This is a genomic window from Hyphomicrobium sp. MC1 (assembly GCF_000253295.1).
Lineage (GTDB): Bacteria > Pseudomonadota > Alphaproteobacteria > Rhizobiales > Hyphomicrobiaceae > Hyphomicrobium_B.
The window spans coordinates 4,406,804-4,431,196 of the sequence record NC_015717.1 but is presented as its reverse complement, the minus strand read 5'-3'; the positions used below and the strand labels follow the sequence as shown (position 1 = coordinate 4,431,196).

24 protein-coding genes are annotated in these 24,393 nt (G+C 60.2%); 6 read left to right on the top strand and 18 right to left on the bottom strand.

Annotated features, from left to right (window positions below):
• Positions 1-65 precede the first annotated feature (65 nt).
• Complete coding sequence (locus tag HYPMC_RS21285) at positions 66-866, bottom strand: helix-turn-helix transcriptional regulator (RefSeq protein ID WP_013950204.1); 801 nt, start codon at positions 864-866, stop codon at positions 66-68.
• A gap of 57 nt (positions 867-923) precedes the next feature.
• Here HYPMC_RS21285 and HYPMC_RS21280 point away from each other — a divergent pair, with 57 nt between their 5' ends.
• Positions 924-1,940 carry an MBL fold metallo-hydrolase gene (locus tag HYPMC_RS21280; protein ID WP_013950203.1) on the top strand — a complete coding sequence of 339 codons (1,017 nt, stop codon included), beginning with the start codon at positions 924-926 and terminating at the stop codon, positions 1,938-1,940.
• A 14-nt stretch (positions 1,941-1,954) separates the two neighbouring features.
• On the opposite strand, the gene HYPMC_RS21275 is transcribed toward HYPMC_RS21280, so the two are convergent.
• The 10 genes from HYPMC_RS21275 to HYPMC_RS21230 all read right to left on the bottom strand — a co-directional run bounded on the left by HYPMC_RS21275 (position 1,955) and on the right by HYPMC_RS21230 (position 10,635).
• Positions 1,955-2,347, bottom strand: coding sequence for a VOC family protein (locus HYPMC_RS21275; RefSeq protein ID WP_013950202.1), 393 nt, complete (start codon positions 2,345-2,347; stop codon positions 1,955-1,957).
• Between the two features lie 37 nt (positions 2,348-2,384).
• A complete protein-coding gene (locus HYPMC_RS21270) occupies positions 2,385-3,164 on the bottom strand; it encodes a succinate dehydrogenase iron-sulfur subunit (RefSeq protein WP_013950201.1) in 780 nt (259 codons plus the stop codon).
• Positions 3,165-3,270: 106 nt separating this feature from the next.
• Positions 3,271-3,825, bottom strand: coding sequence for a hypothetical protein (locus HYPMC_RS21265; RefSeq protein WP_244420939.1), 555 nt, complete (start codon positions 3,823-3,825; stop codon positions 3,271-3,273).
• A gap of 188 nt (positions 3,826-4,013) precedes the next feature.
• On the bottom strand, positions 4,014-5,861 hold the full coding sequence (sdhA, locus tag HYPMC_RS21260) for a succinate dehydrogenase flavoprotein subunit (RefSeq protein ID WP_013950199.1): 1,848 nt from the start codon (positions 5,859-5,861) through the stop codon (positions 4,014-4,016).
• A gap of 5 nt (positions 5,862-5,866) precedes the next feature.
• A complete protein-coding gene (gene sdhD / locus HYPMC_RS21255; RefSeq protein ID WP_013950198.1) occupies positions 5,867-6,250 on the bottom strand; it encodes a succinate dehydrogenase, hydrophobic membrane anchor protein in 384 nt (127 codons plus the stop codon).
• A complete protein-coding gene (gene sdhC / locus HYPMC_RS21250; RefSeq protein ID WP_013950197.1) occupies positions 6,250-6,660 on the bottom strand; it encodes a succinate dehydrogenase, cytochrome b556 subunit in 411 nt (136 codons plus the stop codon). The genes sdhD and sdhC overlap by 1 nt, the downstream gene beginning before the upstream one ends.
• A 91-nt stretch (positions 6,661-6,751) precedes the next feature.
• Positions 6,752-7,726 (bottom strand): NAD(P)/FAD-dependent oxidoreductase, encoded by a 975-nt coding sequence (locus HYPMC_RS21245; protein ID WP_013950196.1) that lies wholly within the window; start codon positions 7,724-7,726, stop codon positions 6,752-6,754.
• A gap of 155 nt (positions 7,727-7,881) precedes the next feature.
• Complete coding sequence (locus tag HYPMC_RS21240) at positions 7,882-8,445, bottom strand: superoxide dismutase family protein (RefSeq protein WP_013950195.1); 564 nt, start codon at positions 8,443-8,445, stop codon at positions 7,882-7,884.
• A gap of 83 nt (positions 8,446-8,528) precedes the next feature.
• Positions 8,529-9,587: a MaoC family dehydratase gene (locus tag HYPMC_RS21235; RefSeq protein WP_013950194.1), complete on the bottom strand. Its 1,059-nt coding sequence runs from the start codon at positions 9,585-9,587 to the stop codon at positions 8,529-8,531.
• Positions 9,588-9,735: 148 nt separating this feature from the next.
• Positions 9,736-10,635 (bottom strand): CoA ester lyase, encoded by a 900-nt coding sequence (locus HYPMC_RS21230; RefSeq protein ID WP_013950193.1) that lies wholly within the window; start codon positions 10,633-10,635, stop codon positions 9,736-9,738.
• Between the two features lie 158 nt (positions 10,636-10,793).
• Between HYPMC_RS21230 and HYPMC_RS21225 the strand changes: the two genes are divergently transcribed.
• The 3 genes from HYPMC_RS21225 to HYPMC_RS21215 all read left to right on the top strand — a co-directional run bounded on the left by HYPMC_RS21225 (position 10,794) and on the right by HYPMC_RS21215 (position 13,537).
• Complete coding sequence (locus tag HYPMC_RS21225; RefSeq protein ID WP_013950192.1) at positions 10,794-11,615, top strand: PfkB family carbohydrate kinase; 822 nt, start codon at positions 10,794-10,796, stop codon at positions 11,613-11,615.
• A 96-nt stretch (positions 11,616-11,711) separates the two neighbouring features.
• Positions 11,712-12,899 carry a Na+/H+ antiporter NhaA gene (nhaA, locus tag HYPMC_RS21220; RefSeq protein ID WP_013950191.1) on the top strand — a complete coding sequence of 396 codons (1,188 nt, stop codon included), beginning with the start codon at positions 11,712-11,714 and terminating at the stop codon, positions 12,897-12,899.
• The gene (locus HYPMC_RS21215) at positions 12,899-13,537 is read left to right on the top strand and encodes a carbonic anhydrase (RefSeq protein ID WP_013950190.1); all 639 of its coding nucleotides are present in this window, start codon (positions 12,899-12,901) and stop codon (positions 13,535-13,537) included. Before nhaA ends, HYPMC_RS21215 begins: the two co-directional genes overlap by 1 nt.
• Before the next feature lie 31 nt (positions 13,538-13,568).
• On the opposite strand, the gene HYPMC_RS21210 is transcribed toward HYPMC_RS21215, so the two are convergent.
• From HYPMC_RS21210 to ccmA, 5 genes are all read right to left on the bottom strand, one after another.
• A complete protein-coding gene (locus HYPMC_RS21210; protein WP_013950189.1) occupies positions 13,569-14,177 on the bottom strand; it encodes a DsbE family thiol:disulfide interchange protein in 609 nt (202 codons plus the stop codon).
• A gap of 10 nt (positions 14,178-14,187) precedes the next feature.
• The gene (gene ccmD / locus HYPMC_RS21205) at positions 14,188-14,343 is read right to left on the bottom strand and encodes a heme exporter protein CcmD (protein WP_024274982.1); all 156 of its coding nucleotides are present in this window, start codon (positions 14,341-14,343) and stop codon (positions 14,188-14,190) included.
• Between the two features lie 11 nt (positions 14,344-14,354).
• On the bottom strand, positions 14,355-15,107 hold the full coding sequence (locus HYPMC_RS21200) for a heme ABC transporter permease (protein ID WP_013950187.1): 753 nt from the start codon (positions 15,105-15,107) through the stop codon (positions 14,355-14,357).
• Positions 15,108-15,169: 62 nt separating this feature from the next.
• On the bottom strand, positions 15,170-15,835 hold the full coding sequence (ccmB, locus tag HYPMC_RS21195) for a heme exporter protein CcmB (RefSeq protein WP_013950186.1): 666 nt from the start codon (positions 15,833-15,835) through the stop codon (positions 15,170-15,172).
• The gene (gene ccmA / locus HYPMC_RS21190; protein WP_013950185.1) at positions 15,832-16,455 is read right to left on the bottom strand and encodes a heme ABC exporter ATP-binding protein CcmA; all 624 of its coding nucleotides are present in this window, start codon (positions 16,453-16,455) and stop codon (positions 15,832-15,834) included. Before ccmA ends, ccmB begins: the two co-directional genes overlap by 4 nt.
• A gap of 227 nt (positions 16,456-16,682) precedes the next feature.
• On the opposite strand from ccmA, the gene acnA reads away from it, so the two are divergent.
• The gene (gene acnA / locus HYPMC_RS21185; protein ID WP_013950183.1) at positions 16,683-19,397 is read left to right on the top strand and encodes an aconitate hydratase AcnA; all 2,715 of its coding nucleotides are present in this window, start codon (positions 16,683-16,685) and stop codon (positions 19,395-19,397) included.
• Between the two features lie 610 nt (positions 19,398-20,007).
• On the opposite strand, the gene HYPMC_RS21180 is transcribed toward acnA, so the two are convergent.
• Positions 20,008-20,586, bottom strand: a complete 579-nt coding sequence (locus HYPMC_RS21180; protein ID WP_013950181.1) for a Panacea domain-containing protein — start codon at positions 20,584-20,586, stop codon at positions 20,008-20,010.
• Positions 20,587-21,347: 761 nt separating this feature from the next.
• Between HYPMC_RS21180 and HYPMC_RS21175 the strand changes: the two genes are divergently transcribed.
• Positions 21,348-22,109, top strand: a complete 762-nt coding sequence (locus HYPMC_RS21175; protein WP_013950178.1) for a thioredoxin family protein — start codon at positions 21,348-21,350, stop codon at positions 22,107-22,109.
• Between the two features lie 47 nt (positions 22,110-22,156).
• Here HYPMC_RS21175 and HYPMC_RS21170 read toward each other — a convergent pair whose 3' ends face one another.
• The gene (locus HYPMC_RS21170) at positions 22,157-24,235 is read right to left on the bottom strand and encodes a M3 family metallopeptidase (protein ID WP_013950177.1); all 2,079 of its coding nucleotides are present in this window, start codon (positions 24,233-24,235) and stop codon (positions 22,157-22,159) included.
• Positions 24,236-24,393: the final 158 nt, after the last annotated feature.

The window sequence follows — 24,393 nt, the reverse complement described above, 5'->3', positions numbered from 1 at the left end:
CGATCTTGCGCTGGCCCGCCGCTATCGCATGTCAGCCGCGATTGGGAAAGCCCAATACTGGTCGGTCAGTGTCGGACGCCCGCGAGACTCCGGCCGGCAGGTGCCCCAAAAATCCGGCGAAACTCGCGGGCGAAGTGTGGTTGATCGTAAAAACCTGACGCATGGGCGGCGGTCGTAAAATTGCTTCCCTTGACGACTTCGGATACCGCCACGCGCATTCTCGCCCACGCCGCATAACGACGATAAGAAACGCCGACCTCCTGTTTGAACAGGTGCTGAAATCGCGATGTCGAAAGCCCCGCAGCATGCGCGGCCCAATCGACCCGCGGCACTGACCCGCCCGTCACGACGCCGCCCGCGTTGTCAGCAACCGCTTCGAGTGCCCGGCGCACGCGCGCGTCGATGGTTCTTCGCGCCTTAGGCTTGGAAAATTCGAGAAGATCATTCATCGCTTCATCGGTCCAAGCCAAGCTGGAAGGATCTTCGTAAAGCGACCGAACCTGTGAAAGGTCCGTGCGCATTCCGATCAGCACACCCCGTTCCTCGCGTGTCTCTGCGACGAGCGCTGCAAGACCTTCAGCGGACGCCTCGCTCGGCTCAATGTAGATCACCGCGATCGGTCGGCCTTCGGCATCGAACTCGTAAGCCGTCCCGGCGGGTATAACGGCCGCACGACACGCGAACCACGAACCGCCCGCAAGTCTTAAGCGAAAATCATCGTAGAGACCCGCGAGCATCACCGGCGCGCTGTGGCTGTGAAGTGCATTCTTATGCAGACAGCCGGCGAAAAGCATGCGGCCCGAACCGACATGCCATAGCGGCTTCAGGGATCCACCCTCGATGCCAGCAGATTCATACAATCGCATAGCTCCGTGCCTGGACTAACCTCGGCTTCAGATCAGATACTTGGCAAGGACATTGAAATGCGCAAAGCCTTCTCGCCCGATATCGAAGCTCTCGTCGTGGATCGCCGGAAGCTTTTGACCACAGGCATCGGCGTCGCTCTCGCACCCACTCTGTCCCTGGCCTTTGCATCAAACGCGACCGCATCAGCCCCAGCACTTGGACCTTGGCAGCCGAAATTCTACCGCTTCAAGCTCGGCGCTTTCGAGATTACCACGATCTCGGATTCAGAAGCTTTCATTGATGGTCCGTTCCCAATCGTCGGGCAAAATGCCCGCGAAGCCGATGTTCGGGCGCTGATGCGCGACAACCTTTTGCCGGAGCAGAAATACCAGCCGGGCTTCACGCCGACGATCATCAACACCGGTGATAAGCTGATCCTGCTCGACACCGGCAACGGATCGAACGGTTTCATTCCGCGCCCCAATGGCGGCTGGCTTGCGGCCCAGCTCGGCCCCGCAGGCTTCAAGCCCGAAGACATCGACATCGTCCTTTTAAGCCATGGTCATCCCGATCACGTCGGCGGCATGATCGAAAATGCAAAGCCGCTCTTTCCCAACGCACGCTACGTGATTGGCGCAATCGAGCATGACTTCTGGGCTCCGGAAGGAAAATTCACAGCCGATCTGGAAAAATGGGCGAGCATATTCCGAACCAACACGAAACCCGTCGCCGACAAGTTTACGTTCATAAAACCAGGAGACGACGTCGTGACGGGCGTCCGCGCCATCGAAGCTTACGGACACACGCCCGGGCACCTTGCCTTTATGATCGAGAGCCAGGGCAAATCGATTTTGTATTGGGGCGACTGCGCCCACCACCAGGTTGCCTCGCTCGCGCACCCTGAGTGGGATTGCCTCTTCGATTCCGACAAACAGCTTGGTGCCCGAACCCGCCGTCGCATCTATGACATGGCGGCCACCGACCGTATCCCGGTCATCGGCTACCACATGCCGTTTCCGTCAATCGGTTATGTCGAGCGCAATGGACCCGGCAGCTATCGTTGGCTGGCGCACACCTACCAGCTCAATCTCTGACAGAAAGGCAATCGTTACTCCGGCAGATGCGTCACGGCTTCGATGTTGTGCCCATCCGGATCGAAAACGAAGCCGCCGTAGTAGTTGGCGTGATAGTGCGGCCGAAGTCCCGGCGGTCCGTTGTCTTTGCCTCCCGCCGCCAGGGCCGCGTCATAGAAGGCTTTCACTTCCTCGCGGCTCTGCGCGGCGAAGGCGACATGCAGGCGGCCCTTCAGAGGCGAGCCCGTTCCAATCCAGAATTGCGGCCGCTCGCGACCGAACCCGGCATACCCGTCGTTGTCCTCTTCCGAGAACTTCACTTCCTTGAGCAGCTTGATGCCGAGCGGCGCCAGCGCCTGGGTATAGAACTTCAGCGATCGGCTGTAATCAGTGATGGGAAAGCCGATGTGATCGAGGATGTCCAGCACGGTCGCTCCTTTATTATGACGCGATCGAGCCAGACGCTTACACGCGTCGCTCGACCATCAGTTTCTTGAGTTCGGCGATGGCTTTGGCCGGCGACAAGCCTTTCGGACAAGCCTTGGCGCAATTCATGATCGTGTGGCAGCGATAGAGCCGGAACGGATCTTCCAGATTGTCGAGGCGCTCGCCCGTCGCTTCGTCACGGCTGTCGATCACCCAGCGATAGGCCTGCAGCAGAATGGCAGGGCCGAGGTAGCGATCCGAGTTCCACCAGTAGCTCGGGCACGACGAGGAGCAGCATGCGCACAAGATGCACTCGTAAAGCCCGTCGAGCTTCTCACGATCTTCGCGCGACTGCTTCCACTCCTTCGGCGGCGTCGGCGTATCGGTCTTGAGCCACGGCTCGATGGAGCGATGCTGCGCGTAGAAATTCGTGAGATCCGGCACGAGGTCTTTGACGACTTCCATGTGCGGCAGCGGATAAACCTTTACAGGACCTTTGACGTCTTCGATGCCCTTCAGGCACGCGAGTGTATTGGTGCCGTCGATATTCATCGCGCACGAGCCACAAATGCCTTCGCGGCACGAGCGGCGGAACGTCAGCGTCGGATCGATCTCGTTCTTGATCTTGATCAGAGCGTCAAGAACCATCGGTCCGCACTGCTTCTGATCGATATGATAGGTGTCGACGCGCGGATTGCGTTCGTCATCCGGATTCCAGCGATAAATCCGGAATTCCTTCCAATCCCCCTCGCGGTCCGGCCTATTCCAGGTCTTGCCTTCGGAGATTGTCGAATTTTTCGGAAGAGTGAGCTGAACCATGAGAGTGCCGGTGTTCCCGCCAACGAAATCCTTGTGACGCTGACAGAAGCTTGAACGTCGTCCCCTGTCAACGGCATGGGCCCGCGGCGGATGCGGTTCTTTGGCCCTAACCGGATTTCTGGTGTTTCTTGAGCTCCCGGACCAGTCCCACAAGGCTTTCCGCGATCTCGGCCCCCGTTTCGACCGCGACCCGGAGCGGCACCCGCGACTGGATGATCTCGTTAAGCCGCTCTTGCTGCTCGCCGAAGCCAAAGAAGATCTCTTCCGGCGCCTCGACATCCCCATCTTCGATCGCGGTCATGACGTCGAACGCGTTCTGCGTGGCGAGCACCAACATCGAGGCGATATCATTCATCAGTTGCAGATAAAGCCGCTGAGCGTCGGCACGGATGCGCTGTCCGTGCACCCCGAATTTCAGCGGCGCGGAAGCCTGTCCGCCGCCACCTGCAAAAACCCTCGGATGCTTCTGGAAACGCTTGAAGATCTCGACGAGGCCGAGACAACAGGTTTCCAGGTCGCGAAGCGCGGCACCCGTCTTGCGCTTGGTCCGGGTGCGCGTTGCGACCTTTTCCTGTCCCGACCAGTTAATGGCCGCGATCGACGCGATGGCGCCAAGAGCCGCCAGCGCCGGCAGCACCGCCGCGAACGGATCGGGCGGCATGCGCGTGTCGGTATCGTCGCTCTCGTCCGTACTGATCTTCGTCACAATCGCGCCCGCCCCTTCAATAGCGGCCGCACCATAAGCGACTTCCCAAAGCGGCGCTATTTCTACTCATCCGGAGCGCTTCCGGAAAAGCCGGGCACCGGTTTTCCGGATGAGAAGCGCGACTCGATAAAAGCTGGAACGGCTCAATAAACGCGGGCTTTGGGCTCGATATATTTGACCTCGTTGGTCATGGTCTTCGTGTGCACCGGACGATCGTCGAGCTTAACCGATTGCGTCCCGTAATCGGCCCATGCCAGCGTGTGCTTCATCCAATTGACATCGTCACGCTTCGGAAAATCTTCGCGCGCGTGCGCGCCGCGGCTTTCCTGACGGTTTTCGGCGCCTACCACCGTAACGGCTGCTTGCGCGATCAGGTTGTCGAATTCCAGCGTTTCAACGAGATCGGAATTCCACACCAGGGACCGGTCGGTGACGGAAATATCCGCCGCATCGCGCCAGACCTGCGTGATCTTCTCGACGCCTTCTTTCAGCACCGGGCCATCGCGGAAAACGGCACAGTTCGACTGCATGATCTTCTGCATGCGCAGGCGCAGCGCCGCCGTCGGTGTCGAGCCACTGGCGTTGCGGAAATGATCGAGGCGGGCAAGCGCCGGTTCGTGTGCGTCCTTGGGCAGGTCCGACTGCATTGCGCCTTGCTCGATCGTCTCGGCACAGCGCAGACCGGCCGCACGACCGAACACGACGAGATCGATCAGCGAGTTCGAGCCCAGACGGTTGGCGCCGTGCACCGAGACGCACGCCGCTTCGCCAATCGCCATCAGGCCCGGCACGACATGATCGGGATCGCCGTTCTTCTTGGTCAGCACTTCGCCGTGATAATTCGTCGGGATGCCGCCCATGTTGTAGTGCACCGTCGGCAACACCGGGATCGGCTGACGGCGAAGATCGACGCCTGCGAACACCTTCGCATTCTCTGTAATGCCCGGCAGACGCTCGGCCAGAATCTTCGGATCGAGATGGTCGAGATGCAGATAGATATGGTCGGCATCCGGGCCGACGCCGCGACCTTCGCGAATTTCGATCGTCATCGAGCGCGAGACGACGTCGCGCGAGGCGAGGTCTTTGGCGTGCGGCGCATAGCGCTCCATGAAGCGCTCGCCCTTGGAGTTCGTCAGATACCCGCCTTCGCCGCGCGCACCTTCGGTAATCAACACGCCCGCGCCGTAAATACCGGTGGGATGGAACTGCACGAATTCCATGTCCTGCAGCGGCAAACCTGCGCGCAGAACCATGGCATTGCCGTCACCGGTGCAGGTATGCGCCGAGGTGCACGAGAAATACGTCCGCCCGTAACCACCCGTCGCCAGAATGGTCTTCTTCGCACGGAAGCGATGCAGCGTGCCGTCATCGAGATTGAGCGCGATGATGCCCCGGCATGCACCGTCCTGATCCATGATGAGATCGAGCGCGAAATATTCGATGAAGAATTCCGCCGCGTGGCGCAGCGACTGTCCGTAAAGCGTATGCAGCATCGCGTGGCCGGTGCGGTCGGCAGCAGCACACGTGCGCTGTGCCGGCGGACCCTCGCCGTAGTCGGTCGTCATGCCGCCGAATGGGCGCTGGTAGATCTTGCCGTCTTCGGTGCGCGAGAACGGCACGCCATAGTGCTCGAGCTCATAGACGGCGGCCGGCGCGTTCCGGCACAGATATTCGATGGCGTCTTGGTCGCCGAGCCAGTCGGAGCCTTTGACGGTGTCGTACATATGCCAACGCCAGTCGTCGCGGCCCATGTTGCCGAGCGCCGCCGCCACACCGCCTTGCGCCGCAACCGTATGCGAGCGCGTCGGGAACACCTTCGTCACGCAAGCCGTTTTAAGACCTGCTTCCGCGCAGCCAAGCGTCGCACGCAGTCCTGCGCCACCCGCACCGACGACAACGACATCATAGACATGATCGTGCAGCGGATAGGCTTTGCCGATCTGCGACGGCGCGGCACCCGCGCCGTTGGCCTTGCCATTCAATTGCGACATCAGGCTCAGGCTCCAAAACTCAGTTTCAAAATCGAGAACACGCACGCGAGTGCGATGGCAATGGCGAAGAAGGTGTTGAGCATCAAGGCCACCACCTTAAGCCCTTCTTCGTGTACGTAATCTTCGATGATGACTTGCATGCCGATCCGCATATGCACGGTGCCAGAAAGTACAAGACCGAGAAGCGGAATCGCAATCAATGGGTGCGCAAGCTTCTGTTTCGCCGTCGCGTAGTCCGCGCCAAGCAGCGAAACGATCAGCCAAACGAGAAAGATCCCGAGGAACAGGTTCGCGACCGCCGTCACGCGCTGTGTCCAGAAATGGTCGGCGCCTTCTTTGGCCGAGCCGAGATAACGTACTTTTTTCAGCGGTGTCCGCATCGTGGTCATCAGACGGCCCCCATAGCAACCGCGATCCAGACAATCGCCGTCAACGCCAGCGACGCGGCAAGCGACCCCCACGACAACAGATCGACCGTCTCAAGGTCGTAGCCGTGGCCACTATCCCAGATGAAGTGGCGGATGCCGCCCATCATGTGATGCATCAGAACCCACGTATAGCCGAGCAACACCAGCTTGCCGAACCACGTATCGCACCAGCTCAGAAAATAGTTGTAGGCGTCCGGTCCGCTCGCGGCTGCGATCAGCCACCAGGCGAGCAGCAGCGAACCGAAATAAAGCGCCGCCCCCGTGATGCGATGCACGATCGACATCACCATGTTGATAAGCGGCGAATAGATTTGCAGATGTGGTGAAAGCGGCCGCTTGGGGCGCACGCCGCGGCCGGATGTAACTGCCATCGGACGTCCTTCTTTTTGATTTGATGCGAATATCTAGCGCCTCAATGCGGGCGCGGCAATTCGCCAAATGCCACATAGATTCTGTCGGGCCTCAGGCGAGCGCGCCAGCAATGGCCTGCCCGAGATGCCGGCCGCTTATAAAGGCATGTTCGGCGAAGCTGCCGAGGCACCAGTCCCCCGCAACGCCGACCTGCGTTTCCGGACAGTAAAGATGCGTCTCGCCCAGCGCCCTGCCGACGATACCCTGGCGCCAGAGGAAGGCTGTCATCCGCGACGGTCTGACAGGGGGCAGATTTAAAAACTCCCCGACCTCGCTCCAAAGCTCTTCCGCCACATCTTCGGGGTCAGCCTGCTCCGCCGCCAGGCTCCACGCCGATGAGGCGTGAATGACAAGGGCCTCGCCCCTGGGATCGCGCCCCGGCTTCGTGTTATCGTGTGCGATCCACCGCACGACCTCTGAGACGTCGGTGAAAACGTCATGCTCCGAAGTTTTCTTTTGATCCAGGCGGACCATCAATGACCAGCAGGGCAGCATCAACACGTTCCGCAGCGGCGACGCGAGACGGTCGATCCGTTCCGTCAGCGGCAACGCCGCTGCCGCAGGAACGGCGATCGCGACCGCTTCGAACGGCCCAGCCGATGCTTCGTCTGCGAACCAGAGGTGCCAGCCTTTCTCACGCCGTTCGAGCGATTGCACCCGCCGACCGACCGAGACACGCACGCCATCGGCCATCGGACGCACGATCGACGACATACCGGGCGTCCCGACAATCCACGGCTCGCGGACGGTTTTGCCGGGCCCTGGTTTCCACTGTCGCGGCGTCCAGGTATCCGCGAACCCGAGACCCGCAATCTCCGAGAGATAACGCCCGAATTCATCCGTTTGCGCCAAGAGATATTGCGCACCCGGATCGAACCGGTCGCTGCCGAGACAGGTCGTTGCGAGACGGCCGCCGACGTTGCGGTCTTCTTCAAAAACCTCAACGGAAATGCCCGCGCTCCGCAACGTCTGCGCACATGAAAGCCCCGCCAGACCCGCACCGATGATTGCAACTTGATTGATCACCGCATCTCGCTTCGAATGTCCGGCCGGCTAATTGCGACGCATACATACGATCGAATCGCGGCCCTTTGGAGATTTACAATTTCAGGTCCGGCGTGCGCATCGGCAAAGCGGCATCACGTCGATTGATCAACGTGAATTTCGCGTCCCACTGAACGCTATTGCTGTTTGATCACACCGCAAGCGATCCGCTTTTCCCCGCTGCCATCCTGATCGGTCCGATAGTCATCGGCCTTGTCATAGATGACAAGCGATGATCCATCGGCATCGAAAAGCGTATCGTCGGCGCCGACGTTAAAGTGGAGATACGTTGTCATCATTTCGGCGCGCGCCGTGCCGTCGGGTCCGGCGACGATGTTGGGAAGATCGCCCGCCATCGGACCTTCATCGTTCATGAAGCCGTGCTGAGCGCCGAGTGGATTGTAGGTCGGCCCGGCGGACGAAAAATCGCCCTCGCATTTGCCGCCCTCATGCACGCCAAAAGCGTGAGCGCCCGGCGGCAAGCCTTTGAGATCGAATGCGAGAAGCACGCCGGAGGACACGTCGGTCAGCGTCACCGTTCCCGCACTCGATCCATTTGCGAGCTTGATCTCGGCAACGGCCTTTTCGCCTGCCGCATCTGCCGGTCCGGCCACGGCCAGAACGAGCACACCCAGCGCCACGCGACCGATTGTTCTGATGCTCGCCTTGAGGTTCGCACTGACGTCCGCTCTGAGGTTCATGCGACGTGTTCCCCCGCTTCCTGCCCCGAAGTCGCTAGCGCCAAGGCACAGGCGTCAGCCAGCCCCGCTGCCGCTGAATGCCCTTAGCGGGGAAGCACAAGCCACGTATCGAGATCGAGAACAACCCCTTCGGCGTACTCGCCCGTCGGAGTCTTGAGCGGCAGTGACGCGCAATCCTGGTTTTTGACGCCGACGAGACGAACCCGAAGCGCGCCGACGTCCTTCCGTTCGGGAATCTCGGCTTTCTCCAGAATTTCCGACCACGCGTAGATCGTATCGCCGGCGAACGTCGGCGCCACGTGCCGGCCGCCGTTGATGGCTGCCAGGTGGAAGGCATTGCCGAGCCCGTTGTAGGACAGCGCCCGCACCAGTGAAATGACAACGCCGCCATAGACGATCCGCTTGCCGAACCGGCCTTTGGATTCGGTGTGCTGATTGAAATGGACCTTCGCCGTATTCTGATAAAGCCGCGTCGCGATCTGATGCTCGGCTTCTTCCAATGTCATGCCGTCGACATGATCGATCTTCTCGCCCGGCTCATAATCGCCCCAGCGATGCGGCGAACCCGACAGCGCGAAATCATATTTGCTGATGTCGAGCGCCGGGACCGCCGACGCAAGAACTTCCGGATCAACACGCTCGGGAAGCTTCGGCACCACCGCTTCCGGCGCCGGCGAACCCTTGGAGCGCTTGCGCACCATCACCCAGCGGCAATATTCGAGGACGACTTCGCCATCCTGATTGCGCCCCGTCGAACGCACGTAAACGGTGCCCGTCTCGCCGTTGGAATTTTCCTTCAGACCAATCACTTCCGACGTCGCCGACAGCGTATCGCCCGGATAGACAGGCTTCAGGAACCGGCAATCGGCGTAGCCGAGATTGGCGATGGCGTTGAGAGAGATATCCGGCGTTGTCTTGCCGAACACGACATGGAACGTGAGCATATCGTCGAGCGGAGCCTTCGGATAACCGATGGCCTTGGCGAAAGTATCCGCGGATTGCACCGCAAAGCGCGACCCATAAAGCGAGGTGTAAAGCGCCACATCGCCGTCGGTGACGGTGCGTGGCGTAGCGTGATGAATGACTTGGCCGTAAGTGAAATCTTCGAAGAAGTTTCCTGCGTTTGTCTTGGTTCCGGCCATCAATCCCCGCCTTATGGTTCGGGAAGCCCTTACGCACGGGCTTCGGGTTTTGGTTCTTTTCAGGATGTCGGGATCAGACCGCAACCCTTTTTTGAAAGGTCGGGGACGCGATCAAGGGCCGCACGAAGCGCGTCGGAGGCGCCATTTACTAAAACCACGGCTCCTCAACTTTCGATCGCGCGTTGATGGCATCGGCGATGGCGGCGACACGCCTCGCCATCACGAGATGCAGGCGTTCGACCATGCGCCCCTCAACCGTAATCACCCCCTTGCGCGCATTCTCGGGCTCTTCGAAGGCTTTGATGATCTTATGCGCCCAGGCGATTTCCTCGATCGTCGGTGAAAAGACTTCGTTGCACGGCACGACCTGCGACGGATGGATGAGCGTCTTGCCGTCCATGCCCAGCGTGCGGCCATGCTCGCATTCGGCGCGAAAACCGGATTCGTCCTTAAAATCGTTGTAGACGCCATCAATGACATCGAGCCCATAAGCCCGCGCGGCCACCAGCGTCATCGCCAACCACGGCACGACGGCGAAACGGTTGCGGCTTGCGAGTGCCCGGCTCTCTTTCAGGAGATCGTTCGTGCCGAGCACGAAGCAGACAAGCCGGTTGTCCTGGTCGGGCGCACAGGCGGCAATTTCCTTGGCGTTGATGATCCCCATCGGCGTCTCGATCATCGCCCAGAGGCGAATGCGCGGATCGGCGTCCGATGCTTTGATGACCTTCGCCGTACCGGTGATATCGCCGGAGTTCGAAACCTTTGGAATGAGAATGGCGTCCGGAACGGCGGCCATAGCCCCATGCAGATCGGCCATCCCCCACGGCGTTTCTATCGGATTGACCCTCAGGATCACCTCGCGCGACCCGAAACCGCCTTCGTGGATCGCAGCGGTTGCCTGCGCTCGCGCCTTTTCCTTGTTAGGTGGTGCGACTGAGTCCTCAAGATCGATGATGATCGAATCCGCCGGCAGCGTTTTGGCTTTTTCGAGAGCTCGCTCGTTGTCGCCGGGCAAATAGAGGACGCTGCGTCTGGGTCTCATGGCCATCGCATCGACTCCCGTAGAAAATGCGTTGATTTTGCATCGCAGCATGCACGTTTGCAACATCGACCGCGACTAAACTTTCGAATAAATCGCAATTCCGAGCGCTGGCGTTGGCTTGCCCATCGCGCGGCAAAGTCCAATCGCGAAACTCTTTGGTCCCTATGCGCCGCATTCTTATGATCTCGTCGTATGTTGCGCATGATCCCGTTGGGCTGACCGCAACAAGCCCGCCCCTGCTCGCCGCCGGCATCGACGTCGTCGGACTGCCGACGGTTGTGCTGTCGAACCATCCGATCCGCGCCCATATCGCCGGCATTACGCTCGACCCGAGGCTTGTCGGAGACATGGTCCGCGCCCTCGCCGACAATGGCTGGCTGGCCTCGTTCGACGCGATTTTCTCCGGCTACCTACCATCGCTCCAGCACGTCGAAATCGTCGCCGAAGCTGTAACGCGTCTGCGCGCCGCAAAGCCCGAGATCGCCTATATCTGCGATCCGATCTTCGGCGACGACCCCGGCGGCCTCTACATTGACGAACGATCCGCACACGGCATCCGCGATCTGCTCATGCCGCTGGCCGACATCATGACGCCGAACCGCTTCGAGTTGTCGTGGCTGTCCGGCATCGATGTCCAATCGCCGGCCGATGCCGTCACCGCAATCGCCAGCCTCAGCCGCCCCATCCTCGCCGGAACGTCAATTCCGGACGGGCCAACCTCGCTCGCTACCGTGCTGACGGCTGCGAACCGCACCTTCATCGGCCGCGTCGAGAAATGGGCCGACGTGCCCCATGGCACCGGCGACATCTTCGCAGGCTGCCTCACCGCCAAACTCATGCACGGCGAACAGCCTCAGACGGCGCTGGCTTACGCTCTCGGCGGCGTTCGCCGCGCGCTCGAAATCAGCCGCGGCACCGATCGCATGCTGCCGAATTTCGTCGATTGGCGGCACATCTCTCCTGTGTCCATCGAAGCTGCAGCGTGAGTGACATTCGCGCGCCACGCCCGCTTTGGGTTGCTGCGCGTGGAATGAACCGGCATATCTGCCCGGGGATCATTTTTATGGAGGGACTCCGCAGATATGAAGCCAGAATCAAGCGCGGAAGGCATTAGCAGAGAAGTTCTTGCCAGCCTTGTTTTGCTTGCCGCCGCGGTCTTGGCGCTGTTCCTTGCCAATTCCCCTCTGCACGACACCTACGAGCACATATTGACGACCAAAGTTCAGCTCGGCGTCGCACCCTTCTCTCTCACGAAAGAAATTCACCACTGGATCAACGACGGCCTGATGGTCATTTTCTTTCTGGTCGTCGGCCTCGAAATCAAGCGGGAGGCCATTCGCGGCGCGCTCTCGAAACCATCCGCCGCCATGCTGCCGATCTTCGGTGCGATTGGCGGCATGGCGGTACCAGCGCTGATCTATGCTTCGGTCAATTTCAATAACGCGGAGCACCTGCGCGGCTGGGCCATTCCGGCAGCAACCGACATCGCGTTTGCCGTCGGCGTGATGGCGCTGCTGGGCAAGCGCGTCCCGCCGACGCTGAAGGTCTTCCTGCTCGCCCTCGCCATCATCGACGATCTCGGCGCCATTCTGATCATCGCTTTTTTCTACACATACGAACTGTCGTTCACGGCATTGGGATTGGCCGCTACCGGCGTCGCCGTGATGGCGGTCATGAACCGGCTCAACGTTATGCGGGTCTGGCCCTATCTGCTCGTCGGAGCCTTTGTTTGGCTCTGCGTGTTGAAGTCGGGCGTGCATGCAACCATCGCGGGTGTCGTGACCGCTTTGATGATCCCATGTTCCAGCCCCGTCAAAGGCGTTGACGGCCCGCTCCCGGCGCTCGAGCACACGTTAAGCCCTTGGGTCAGCTTCGGCATCATGCCGATCTTCGCTCTCGCCAACGCCGGATTGGCGCTTGGCGACCTGTCGATGAATGACATGCTGTCGCAAATCCCCGTCGGCATCGCGTTGGGTCTTTTCCTCGGCAAGCCACTCGGCATATACGGCGCAGTGCGCGCTGCGATTGCCAGCGGCCTCGGAGAAATGCCTCACGGTGCATCTCGGATGCAGCTCTTCGGGACCGCAATTCTCGGCGGCATCGGTTTCACGATGAGCTTGTTCATTGGCCTGCTGGCGTTCCCCGACCCCACGCTGACCGCGGAAGTGCGTCTCGGCGTTATGGCAGGGTCCCTGCTGGCAGCGGTGGTCGGCTACATCGTTTTGGTCACGAGCAAGGGAGCCCCGCCGATGGCGGAGGAAAAACGATAATGAGCAGCTTTCCCGAAACGTTGGCGGACCGCTACCGCCGCTTCCGTCATCGCCATTTCGTTCCGAACGCCGACCATTACGAAGAACTCGCGACACACGGGCAAAGCCCCGAGACGATGATTGTCTCGTGCTCTGACAGCCGCGTCGATCCCGAGACGATCTTCTCAGCCATGCCGGGCGAGCTGTTCGTCGTGCGTAACGTCGCCAATCTTGTCCCGCCCTACGAAGTCAGCGGCAAATATCACGGCGTCAGCGCCGCGATGGAATTTGCGGTGCTGAACCTGCGCGTGAAAAACATGATCGTCATGGGCCATTCGGGCTGCGGCGGCGTGAAGGCCGCGCTTGACCAGAACGCCGCCATCCAGACGGACGCGCATTTCATTTCGAAATGGATGTCGATGCTCGACGACGCCCGCCTCAGCGTTCTGGCTGCGCACCAAACCAGCTCATCGAGCGTCCGTCAGGAAGCGCTCGAAAAAGAAGCCATCAAGCAGTCGATTGCTAATCTGCGTACCTTCCCGTTCGTGAAAGAGCAGGAAGACAAAGGCCGCTTGTCGCTGCACGGCGCGCATTTCGACATCAAGTCGGGAACGCTGACGGTTCTGAACCACTCGCGCGGTCAGTTCTTCGCGCTTTGATGGCGTGGCCGCTACGAACCTTCTCAGCCGATCAGGATGATGGACCTGCCGCTGCGGCGGCAGCTTCCGCCTTCGCCTTGGCGATGATCGGCAGCAGTTTCGTCTTGAGGGAGTCCGGCGTGATCGGTCCAACGTGCTTGTAGATCACGTGGCCCCTGCCGTTGACGACGAACGTCTCAGGCGTGCCGTAGACGCCCCAGTCGATCGCAGCGCGCCCATCGGCATCGGTCCCGACCGCCGTGAACGGATTGCCGTAGCGCCCCAGGAACCGCCGCGCCGCCGCCGCCTGGTCCTTGTAGTTGACGCCATAAATGTCGACGCCGGACTCTTCCTTGAGCTGCTCCAGCATCGGATGCTCATCGACGCACGGCACGCACCACGACGCCCAATAATTGACGACCGAGATCTTGCCCTTCGCAAGATCAGCCGAGGTAAATCCGGGTTCGGACTTGCCCGCTGTCACTTCCAGTCCTTCGACGGCTGGAAACGTCGTCTGCGGCACCGGCTTACCGACGAGCGTCGACGGCAGCAACGACGGATCGCCGGACCTGAGCGCCATCGCGAAAAAGCCTGCGATGACCACGAAAATCACGACCGGCAACAAGCGCAAATAATTGGATCGACCCTGGGCCACCGTCATCTCTCTCTATTCAGTGCGAGGAGCGGCGCTTGACGCCCTGGCGTTCCAGCGCGGCGAGTTCGGCGCGCTGCTTCCATCCATCAGCCAAAAGCCAAAGGATGAGCCCGATCACCGTCACCGTGACGACGGCATACGACAGCCAAATGAAAGCAGCGTGCGGTCCCATATCCATAGCGATCACTCCGCTGCCTGAGGCGCGAGCCGATCCCGGCCCATGACCGCCTGTGTCCTGAGCGCCTTCACCCGGCGGCGAAGAATCTCGTTCCTCATCGCTTTCAGATGCATCGCGAAGAACATCAGCGTGAACGCTAGCGCCATCACCAGCAACGGCAGACGCATGCTGGGATCGACAGTCGATGTAAAGTCCGTCGACGGCTGATGCAGCGTATTCCACCAGTTGACCGAAAACTTGATGATCGGCAGCAGCGTCACGCCAACGAGCGCCAGGACGGCTGTCAGCTTGGCTGCAGCCCCTTCGTCTTCGAGCGCCGAGCGCAGCGCAATCAAGCCGAGATAGAGAAAGAACAGCAGCAGCACCGACGTCAGTCGCGCATCCCAAACCCAGTAGGTGCCCCACATCGGCTTGCCCCAGAGCGAACCGGTCACCAGCGCCAGGAACGTGAACGCCGCGCCGAGCGGCGCCGCAGCCTTCGCCGAAACGTCCGCCAGCGGATGACGAAACACGAGCAGCCCGAAACTCGACAGAGCGATCAGCCCGTAAATCATCATCGAGAGCCACGCGCACGGCACATGGATGTACATGATCCGGACCGTCTCGCCCTGCTGATAGTCAGGCGGCGAATCCAGAAATGCCAAATAAAGACCGTAAACCAACAGGATAGCCGAAGCGGCCGTCACCCACGGCAGCACGCGAGCGGAAAGCTCCATGAACCGTGTCGGATTGGCGAGGCGTTGCGTAAGCGTCTGCATGGGCGGGATTTAAGCCTTTAAACGATACGGCGCAATGAAGCCTGAGGTTACCATTTGGAGAATTACTGCAACTGGATCCGAAGCGCAGCAGCTGCCGCCACCGGCCCCAGCACGACCGTAACCAGCGACACCGCCGCCAGAATGAGAAACGACGCACTAAGCCCATCGGGTCCCGCGCTGGCGCTGACGGCCGATATGCCGAAAATCAGCGTCGGCACATAGAACGGAAGCACAATCACGGCTAGAAGCAGGCCGCCGCGACGTGTCTTCATGGTCAATGCCGCGCCGATCGCCCCCAGAAAACTCACCGCCGGCGTCCCGATTAAGGTTGTTGCCACAAGAATAGGGTAAGAATTGAGATCGAGATTGAGGAGGATACCGAGCACCGGCGCCATGATCGCCAGCGGAATTCCCGTGGTGATCCAGTGGGCTAAAGCTTTTGCGGCGCTGACAAGCTCGAGCGGCAGCGGCCCGGTCGCCAGCACATCAAGCGTCCCGTCTTCGTAATCCGCCTCGAAAATACGGTTGAGCGACAGCAGCGCTGCCAACAACAGCGCGATCCACAGAATGCCCGCCGCGATCCGCGCGAGCAGATTGAGATCCGGGCCGAGCCCGAGCGGCATCAGCGAGACGACCACGAGAAAAAAGCCCAGCGCCGTGCCGATGGCGCCACCCTCGCGGACTGCCAATCGCAAGTCACGCTTGATGAGAGCCCAGAAACTTTTCACGCCGCCATCCTATGCGCCACGAGATCGAGCGTCCGCGCCCGCTCCAGCGCCAATGGCAAATGCGTTGCAATGACGGCAAGCCCGCCCTCGCGCGTATGCGCGTTCACCGCCGCCACCAGCCGCTCCGACGACGCCGCGTCGAGCGATGCCGTGGGCTCGTCGAGCAGCCACAGCGGCCGGTGCGCGAGGAGCAGGCGCGACAGTCCGAGCCGCCGCTTTTGTCCGGCCGAAAGATACGCCGCGGGAAATTCGCCAAGCTCTTCCAATCCGAAATGCCGAAGCGCAGCGTCGATCCGCTCTAGCGAATGATCCTTCGCTTCCAGATAGGCGTTCCAGAACGTCGCGTTCTCGATCACCGTCAAACTCGACTTCACCGAATTGGCGTGACCGATCGCGTGCGCCTGCTCCGCGACTGACAGCTCCGGATCGCCGCCTTCGAGACGAACAGAACCGCGAAACGGACGGATGAATCCGGCCAGCGTTCGCAGCAACGTCGTCTTGCCGATGCCATTTGCTCCCGTCAGCACCAGGGCTTCGCCGTGCTTAACGTCGAACGACAACCCCTCGATGACACGCCGCGGCCCGCGGTCGATGGTCAAGTCTTCAGCAATAAGCTGCACAGTGATCGGATTCCATGATGTCGAATTGAGCAAAGGCGGGGCAATTTGGCCATCCGCACGATTGGGCTTTTCTTTTCGATATGCTTATATAAAAGGCACGTTGTATCCTTCGCTAGCGCAAAAGCGAGGGGGTCGCGCGGCCCAGTCCTATGTGCCGCGGGGCGTCCTCGATTCCGTCGGCACACCGGCGGCGCAGCCCTTCGTCTTAATCTTTCGGAGGCCTGACCTTGAGCGCCCTTACACCCATTTCCGACGACAGCTTCAAATGCAAGAAAACCCTCACCGTCGAGGGTAAGACTTACGTTTACTATTCCCTGCCCGATGCCGAGGCTAACGGCCTTAAAGGCATCTCGCGCCTTCCCTATTCCATGAAGGTTCTCCTCGAAAATCTCCTTCGTCACGAGGACAACCGCTCGGTCACCAAGGCCGACATCATGGCCATGGCCGAATGGCTCGATAACAAAGGCAAAACCGAGAAAGAAATCGGCTTCCGCCCGGCCCGCGTGCTGATGCAGGACTTCACCGGCGTTCCCGCCGTTGTCGATCTCGCCGCCATGCGCGACGGCATGACGAAGCTCGGTGGCGATCCGACGAAGATCAACCCGCTCGTGCCCGTCGATCTTGTGATCGACCATTCCGTTATCGTCGATGAGTTCGGCACGCCGAAAGCCTTGGCCGACAACGTCGCGCTCGAATACGCCCGCAACGGCGAGCGCTATAACTTCCTGAAGTGGGGCCAAGGCGCGTTTCAGAACTTCCGCGTCGTCCCGCCCGGCACCGGCATCTGCCACCAGGTCAATCTCGAATATCTCGCCCAGACCGTCTGGACGAACGAGATGGCCGACGGCGCAACCGTTGCGTACCCGGACACGCTCGTCGGCACCGACAGCCACACAACGATGGTCAACGGCTTGGCCGTTCTTGGCTGGGGCGTCGGCGGCATCGAAGCCGAGGCTGCAATGCTCGGCCAGCCGCAGTCGATGCTCATTCCTGAGGTCATCGGCTTCCGCCTGACGGGCAAGCTGAAGGAAGGCGTCACCGCGACCGACCTCGTGCTCACGGTCACGCAGATGCTGCGCAAGAAAGGCGTCGTCGGCAAATTCGTCGAATTCTACGGCCCAGGCCTCGATAGTATGACGCTCGCCGACCGCGCTACGATCGCCAACATGGCCCCGGAATACGGCGCCACGTGCGGCTTCTTCCCGGTCGACAAGGAAACCATCAACTACCTGACGATGTCGGGTCGCGATGCGCACCGCATCGCCCTTGTTGAAGCCTACACCAAGGCGCAGGGCCTCTATCGCGAAACGGGCTCGGCCGATCCGGTCTTCACCGACACGCTCGAACTCGATCTCGGCGATGTCGTGCCGTCGATGGCAGGTCCGAAGCGTCCCGAAGGCCGCATCGCGCTGACCGACATCAAGACCGGTTTCGAAACGGCGCTCGCCGGCGAATACAAGAAGCCCGACGAGCTGTCAAAGCGCGTGCCCGTCGAAGGCAAAGACTTCGACATCGGCCACGGCGACGTCGTCATCGCCGCGATCACGAGTTGCACGAATACGTCGAACCCGAGCGTGCTGATTGCCGCCGGTCTTCTCGCCCGCAACGCGGTCAACGCCGGACTGACGAGCAAGCCGTGGGTGAAAACATCGCTGGCACCGGGATCGCAGGTCGTCGCCGCTTATCTCGCGGACGCTGGCCTGCAGCCCTTCCTCGACCAGATCGGCTTCAACCTCGTCGGCTTCGGCTGCACCACCTGCATCGGAAACTCCGGCCCGCTGGCGCCTGAGATTTCGAAAGCCATCAACGGCAACGGTATCGTTGCTGCGGCGGTGCTGTCCGGCAATCGCAACTTCGAAGGCCGCGTCAGCCCCGACGTGCAGGCGAACTATCTGGCGTCGCCCCCGCTGGTCGTCGCTTACGCGCTCGCGGGTTCGGTTCAGAAGGATCTGACCAAAGAACCTTTGGGCACAGGCAAAGACGGCAAGCCTGTCTTCCTGAAGGACATCTGGCCGACGACGCAGGAAATCCAGCAGTTCATCGCCGACAACATCACGCGCTCCATGTTCATGTCGCGCTACGCCGATGTCTTCAAAGGCGACAACAACTGGCAGGGCATCGCGACCAGCGGCGGCCTGACCTACGGCTGGAACGGCTCTTCGACCTACGTCCAGAACCCGCCCTACTTTCAGTCGATCGCGCGTGAAGCCAAGCCCGTGGGCGATATCGTCAACGCCCGCATCCTAGGTCTCTTCGGCGACAAGATCACGACCGACCACATCTCGCCTGCGGGCTCCATCAAGACCGCGAGCCCGGCCGGCAAGTATCTGCTCGACCACGGCGTGCAGCCGGTGGACTTCAACCAGTACGGCACACGCCGCGGCAACCATGAAGTGATGATGCGCGGCACCTTCGCCAACATCCGCATCAAGAACCACATGGTGAAGGATGCGAACGGCAACGTGAAGGAAGGCGGCCTGACGATCCACTATCCGTCGGGCACCGAAATGCCGATCTACGACGCCGCCATGCAGTACGAAGCCGAAGGCGTGCCGCTCGTTGTCTTTGCGGGCGTCGAATACGGCAACGGCTCCTCACGCGACTGGGCGGCTAAAGGCACGAACCTGCTCGGCGTCCGCGCCGTCATCGCGCAGTCGTTCGAGCGCATCCATCGTTCGAACCTGGTCGGCATGGGCGTCGCGCCCTTCGTCTTCACCGAAGGCACATCGTGGGAATCGCTTGGCCTCAAGGGCGACGAACGCGTGTCCATTCCCGGTCTCGCCAGCGTCAAGCCGCGCGAGGTCGTGACGATCACCATCACCCGCGCCGACGGCTCGACGCTGCCCGTGCCGGTGCTCTGCCGGATCGATACGCTCGACGAGATCGAATACTTCAAGAACGGCGGCATCCTGCACTACGTGCTGCGCAACCTGGCGGCTTAAATGACTGGTCCCGGCGGCCACCACGCAGAACGCGTGTCGCCGGGGCTAACTTAAAATTGTCCGCCCCTCTCCCCGAGAAGCGCGGACAATTCCTCATTAGGCGGAGCACGCCGCTGGCCTGAAGATCATCAAGAACCGCACAAAGATCCGATTGCGAAGCGCATCACGTCGCTCGCGATGGCATCCGGTGATGCCTGAACTGAGAGGGTAATGGCAACGAAGTTAGTTCAATGGAACCGGATCATCCGACAACATCACAAGGCGCTGAAAGTCAGTCAGCGACGGATTAGTCTCGACAGCGCACTTGATGCGCCCTATCAAAAAGGGAGCAAGTTTTCCTAGATCGTTATCCGGATTTTCTAAAGCTTTAGCTACACGGTCATCCGCGAATGTGTTTGGAGCGGTTGGCGTATGCGATTCTGGTTTCTTCAAAAAATGCGTTTCGTGATTCGAAATAGTAATGGCATAAGCTCTAGCTTTCCTTCCTTGTGGAGGTTCGCTGTTGATAAATAAAAACCACTCCCGAATTGTACAGACACAAATGCAGTATTGGTAGTGTGGTGGGATCCAATCCGCACACCATACATGGTAGACATGCCACTTCTGTAAGCTAGCGCACCCCGTGCCTGGCATTCTGTATCAACTCTGCAGCAGCCTTCTCTCGGTCAAGATCGCCGCCTTCGAACCAGTCAGCCAAGTCCATCGGAGGATTGCTTGTAGAATTATCTTTCGCCGCTCGTGACCAAGCTAATTCCCGATGCGTTATCTCGCGCAAGCGAGAGAATCCCAACGGCTTACAAAACGTAATCGCATTGCTCAAGCATTCTAAGTCTGTGGCAGAGAGCGAAGAAAAATCATTAGTACCTTTTGAGTGGACGTGGATTTTGTTTCCTTCCAGCTGAAACAAGACCCGCTCCGAAAGCAAATTGAGCAGCTCATCCTCCTCCCCGGAGGCAGGCTTAAGCATCTCATATACTCGTGAAGGAACTGGGCCGTGATCCATGGCGACGTACCTGTCGCCCGTAATTGTTCGACCCCAGTCGAGACAGTGCTCTTTGTCAGCGAAGTACATTACCTTACAAAGGTAATATTGCGTCACCCCCGGCCACTGACGCGCGACATAGTCAATCGCCTCGACCGCCTTCTGGCGATCAAGGTTCAATTTCATGACATGTAGGCGCTTACTCATGTGGGGTCCTAAGGGTCGATTCGCACTAGTAGCGATTCGAGAGTCAAGAGGATGGCATCATCACAAGTTCCCACAAGTGGATACTTTGGATAATGACGAACAAACCCTTTGACGATGCCATATTGATATAGTTCCCGATTCGTTCCCGTCAAGGCCGCCTGTCCCATATAGCAGCTCAATGCACTCATTTCGGTCATGGCCTCGATTTGTAATTGCCCGATCCCGGTCCGCACCGGAGCCACGCAATCCGCTTTATTATCAGTCTTTGCAGTCGAACGTCATTCTGGTCGAGGCGTGTTCAGTAATCAAAAAGTGCGGCGATGTCGGATCGTTCGAGCAACGCATCGGCTTTCAATACCGAAAAGGACTTGGGCCCTCTCTCCGCGCTTCGACAGTCCTCACGAATGAGGTAGGGCTTCGCTTGATGCAGTCGATTTTTTGTCGGGTCGGATCGGGCATCAGCAGTATCTTGTCCAAGGCTTCGAGGACCAAACGTTTGACTTTGAGCACTTGTATTATTGGCCGGGTTTTCCGACGAACAGAGACTGGGCACGTTTGCTGATATCCGCTCCCTTATCCCGGCTCCTGTCTCGCCCACGCGGAAGGTAGAACGCCACGTAACACTCCCCCACCCGCCAACGAACCCCTTAACGCTCACCCCATCGTGACAAGGCTTTCGCGCCTTTCACTTTGGCCTGACGTCTGTGGGCGCTAAAGATAAACTAGGCGGCGGCCGTAGTGTCTGTGAGGCTTAACGATTGATGCGTTTTCGCGAATTCCTGCTGGCGGTCCTCGTCGTCGGTGCCAGCGCCCTTCCCGCTTCAGCCCAGGAAGTTCCCGTCGACCGGCCAGCGGACCAGCCCGTCAAAGCCGTCGTCGAACTTTTCACGAGCCAGGGATGCTCGTCCTGCCCGCCTGCCGATGAAGTGCTGAAGACGCTCGCCGATGACCCGTCGATCATCGCCCTGTCGCTGCCCGTCGACTACTGGAACTATCTCGGCTGGAAAGACACCTTTGCCTCGCCGCGCAACACCGAGCGGCAACGCAATTACGCCCGCGCCCGGGGCGACGGCCAGATCTACACGCCGCAGGCGGTCGTGAACGGCGAAATCCCTGTCAATGGCTCCTCGAAAGCCGCAATCGAGCAAGCTATCGACGAAACCTCCAAATCCGGAGGACCCCGCCAGGTGCCGGTCCGTTTCTGGCAGGAGCGCAACACCATGAACTTCGCGCTGGGCGCCGATGCATCCGGCCATGCCCCGCGCGAGGCGACGATCTGGCTCGGCGTCGTCCAGATGTCGGGTTCGGTGCCGGTCAAGGATGGCGAGAACGCCGGCAAGACGCTGACCTACACCAACGTCGTCCACGAGCTCATTCCCGTCGGCATCTGGAAAGGCCAGCCGATGCAGGTGCAGCTTCCCCGCGCCGCCATGATGCAGGCCGACGTGCAGAAGGTCGTCGTGCTCGTGCAGGAAGGCCGCAGCGGCCCCATCATCGGCGCGACGATGGCGGGCCTCTGGTAGGTGCCCCGGCGGCCGGCTCCGCGAAGGGGAGTCGCCGGGGCCAATCATCAAGCCGCCAGCCCGCGCTTCTTCAGCAAGCCGTCGATCTTCGGCGGCCGCCCGCGAAACGCCACGTACGCGTCGTGCGGATCGCGCCGATTGCCTGCCGAGTAAATGAACTCGTGCAGCTTCTTTGCCGTCGCCGGATGAAACACGTTGCCCGTCTCTTCGAACGCCGCGAACGCATCCGCGTCCATCACTTCCGACCACAGATAGCTGTAATAGCCCGCTGCATAGCCGGACATGATGTGCATGAAGTGCGGCAGCCGGTGCCGCATCACAATCTCTTTCGGCATGTCGATGCCGTTGAGAGCATCACGCTCGAAGCCTTCGATATCGCCGATTTCCGACATGTCGGCGGAATAGAGCGCCATATCGACGAGCGCCGACGACGTATATTCAATTGTCGCAAATCCTTGATTGAAATTGCGCGCCGCCGTCAGCCGCTGCCGCAGGGATTTCGGCATCGGCTTGCCGGTCTTGTAGTGCAGCGCGTGCTTTTCGAGCACGTCCGCCGTCGACAGCCAATGCTCGTAAAGCTGCGACGGCAGCTCGACGAAATCGCGCGACACTGACGTTCCCGAGATCGACGGATACGTCACGTTGGACAATAACCCGTGCAGCCCGTGCCCGAATTCGTGGAACAGCGTGCGCGCATCATCGAACGACAGTAGCGGCGGCATGCCGTCGCCGCCCTTCGTGAAATTCAAGACGTTGATGATGATCGGCGTCTGGCCCTTGCCGAGCTTGTGCTGCGAGCGGAATGACGACATCCACGCGCCGGAGCGCTTCGTCGCCCGCGCGAAATAATCGCCCATGAAGATGCCGACGTGCTGGCCTTTCTTGTCGAGCACCTCCCACACGCGCACCTCGGGGTGATAGCGCGGCAGATCCTTGCGCTCCTTGAACTTCAATCCGAAGAGCTTCGTCGCCGTGTCGAACGCGGCGCGGATCATGTGATCGAGTTCGAGATAGGGCTGCAGCTTCGACTCGTCGAAATCGTACTTCGCCTGGCGCACCTTTTCGGAATAGTAGCGCCAGTCCCATGGCATGATTTCCGAATTGTCGCCCGCGTTCTGCGCTTCGGCCGCCAGCAGATCGCGTTCGCCTTTGGCGCGCACGATGGCCTTCGCCCACACGGCGCGAAGAAGCTCATCGACGGCAACCGGCGTCTTCGCCATCGTGTCCTGCAGGCTGAATTCGGCATACGACTTGAAGCCCATCAGCCGCGCATATTCGCCACGCAAGGCAACCGCTTCGGCAACGATCTGCCTGTTGTCGGTATCGCCAGCGCGCGCACCGCGGCTGATCCAGGCGTTGAACGCCTGCTCCCGCAAATCTCTACGGGCAGAGTACGTCAGGAACCCTTCGACACTCGACCGCGCCAGCGTCACGATCGCCTTGCCCGGAAGACCCACATCAGCGGCCGCCCGTTCCGCACTGTCCTTGAGCGTTTGAGGCAGTCCGGCCAAATCGTTCTCGCCGTCGAGAACGAGCTGCCAGGACTGCTCGTCTTTCAAGACGTTCTGCATGAACTGCGTGACGAGCGTCGCGAGGCGCGCATTGATCTCTTTCACGCGTGATTTGTCTGCCGACGACAGCCGTGCGCCCGCGCGAACGAATTCCAGATGGTGGCGTTCGAGCACACGCAGGTCTTCATCATTGAGCTTCAGCGCATCGCGGCGCTCGTAAAGAGCGTCGACACGCTTGAAGAGGCGCTTATCAAGCAGAATCTGCGTTTCGTGCGCTGCAAAACGAGGCGCCATATCGCGCGCGACTTCCTGCAATTCCGGCGTCGAATCCGAGCCTTCGAGATTCCAGAAAACCGACGCGACGCGGGACAACTGCCAGCCGCTCTTTTCAAGAGCGATGATCGTATTGGCGAACGTCGGCTTTGCCGGATTGCGTGCGATCTTTTCGATTTCTGCTTTGTGCTCGCGAAACGCCGCTTCGAGCGCCGGTTTGAAATGGCGCGCCTCGATTTTCTCGAATGGCGGCATGGCGAATTCGCCGTTCCATTTCATCATCAATGGATTGGCGGTGGCTTTTGGGCGCGGCTTCGATGCCGCCTTACGCTTTGCTATCATTGAGATCGAATATCCGAGTTTCCCCCACTCTGTAACTTTATATACGCACAAAATACCGTTTGTGCTCAAATGAAACCCTTGCAATGCGGCAACGCCGACAGGACCGGCGCGGTGGCACCGGTCCTGTCGAACACGACGTCGAGGGAGAGGGTTCGTTT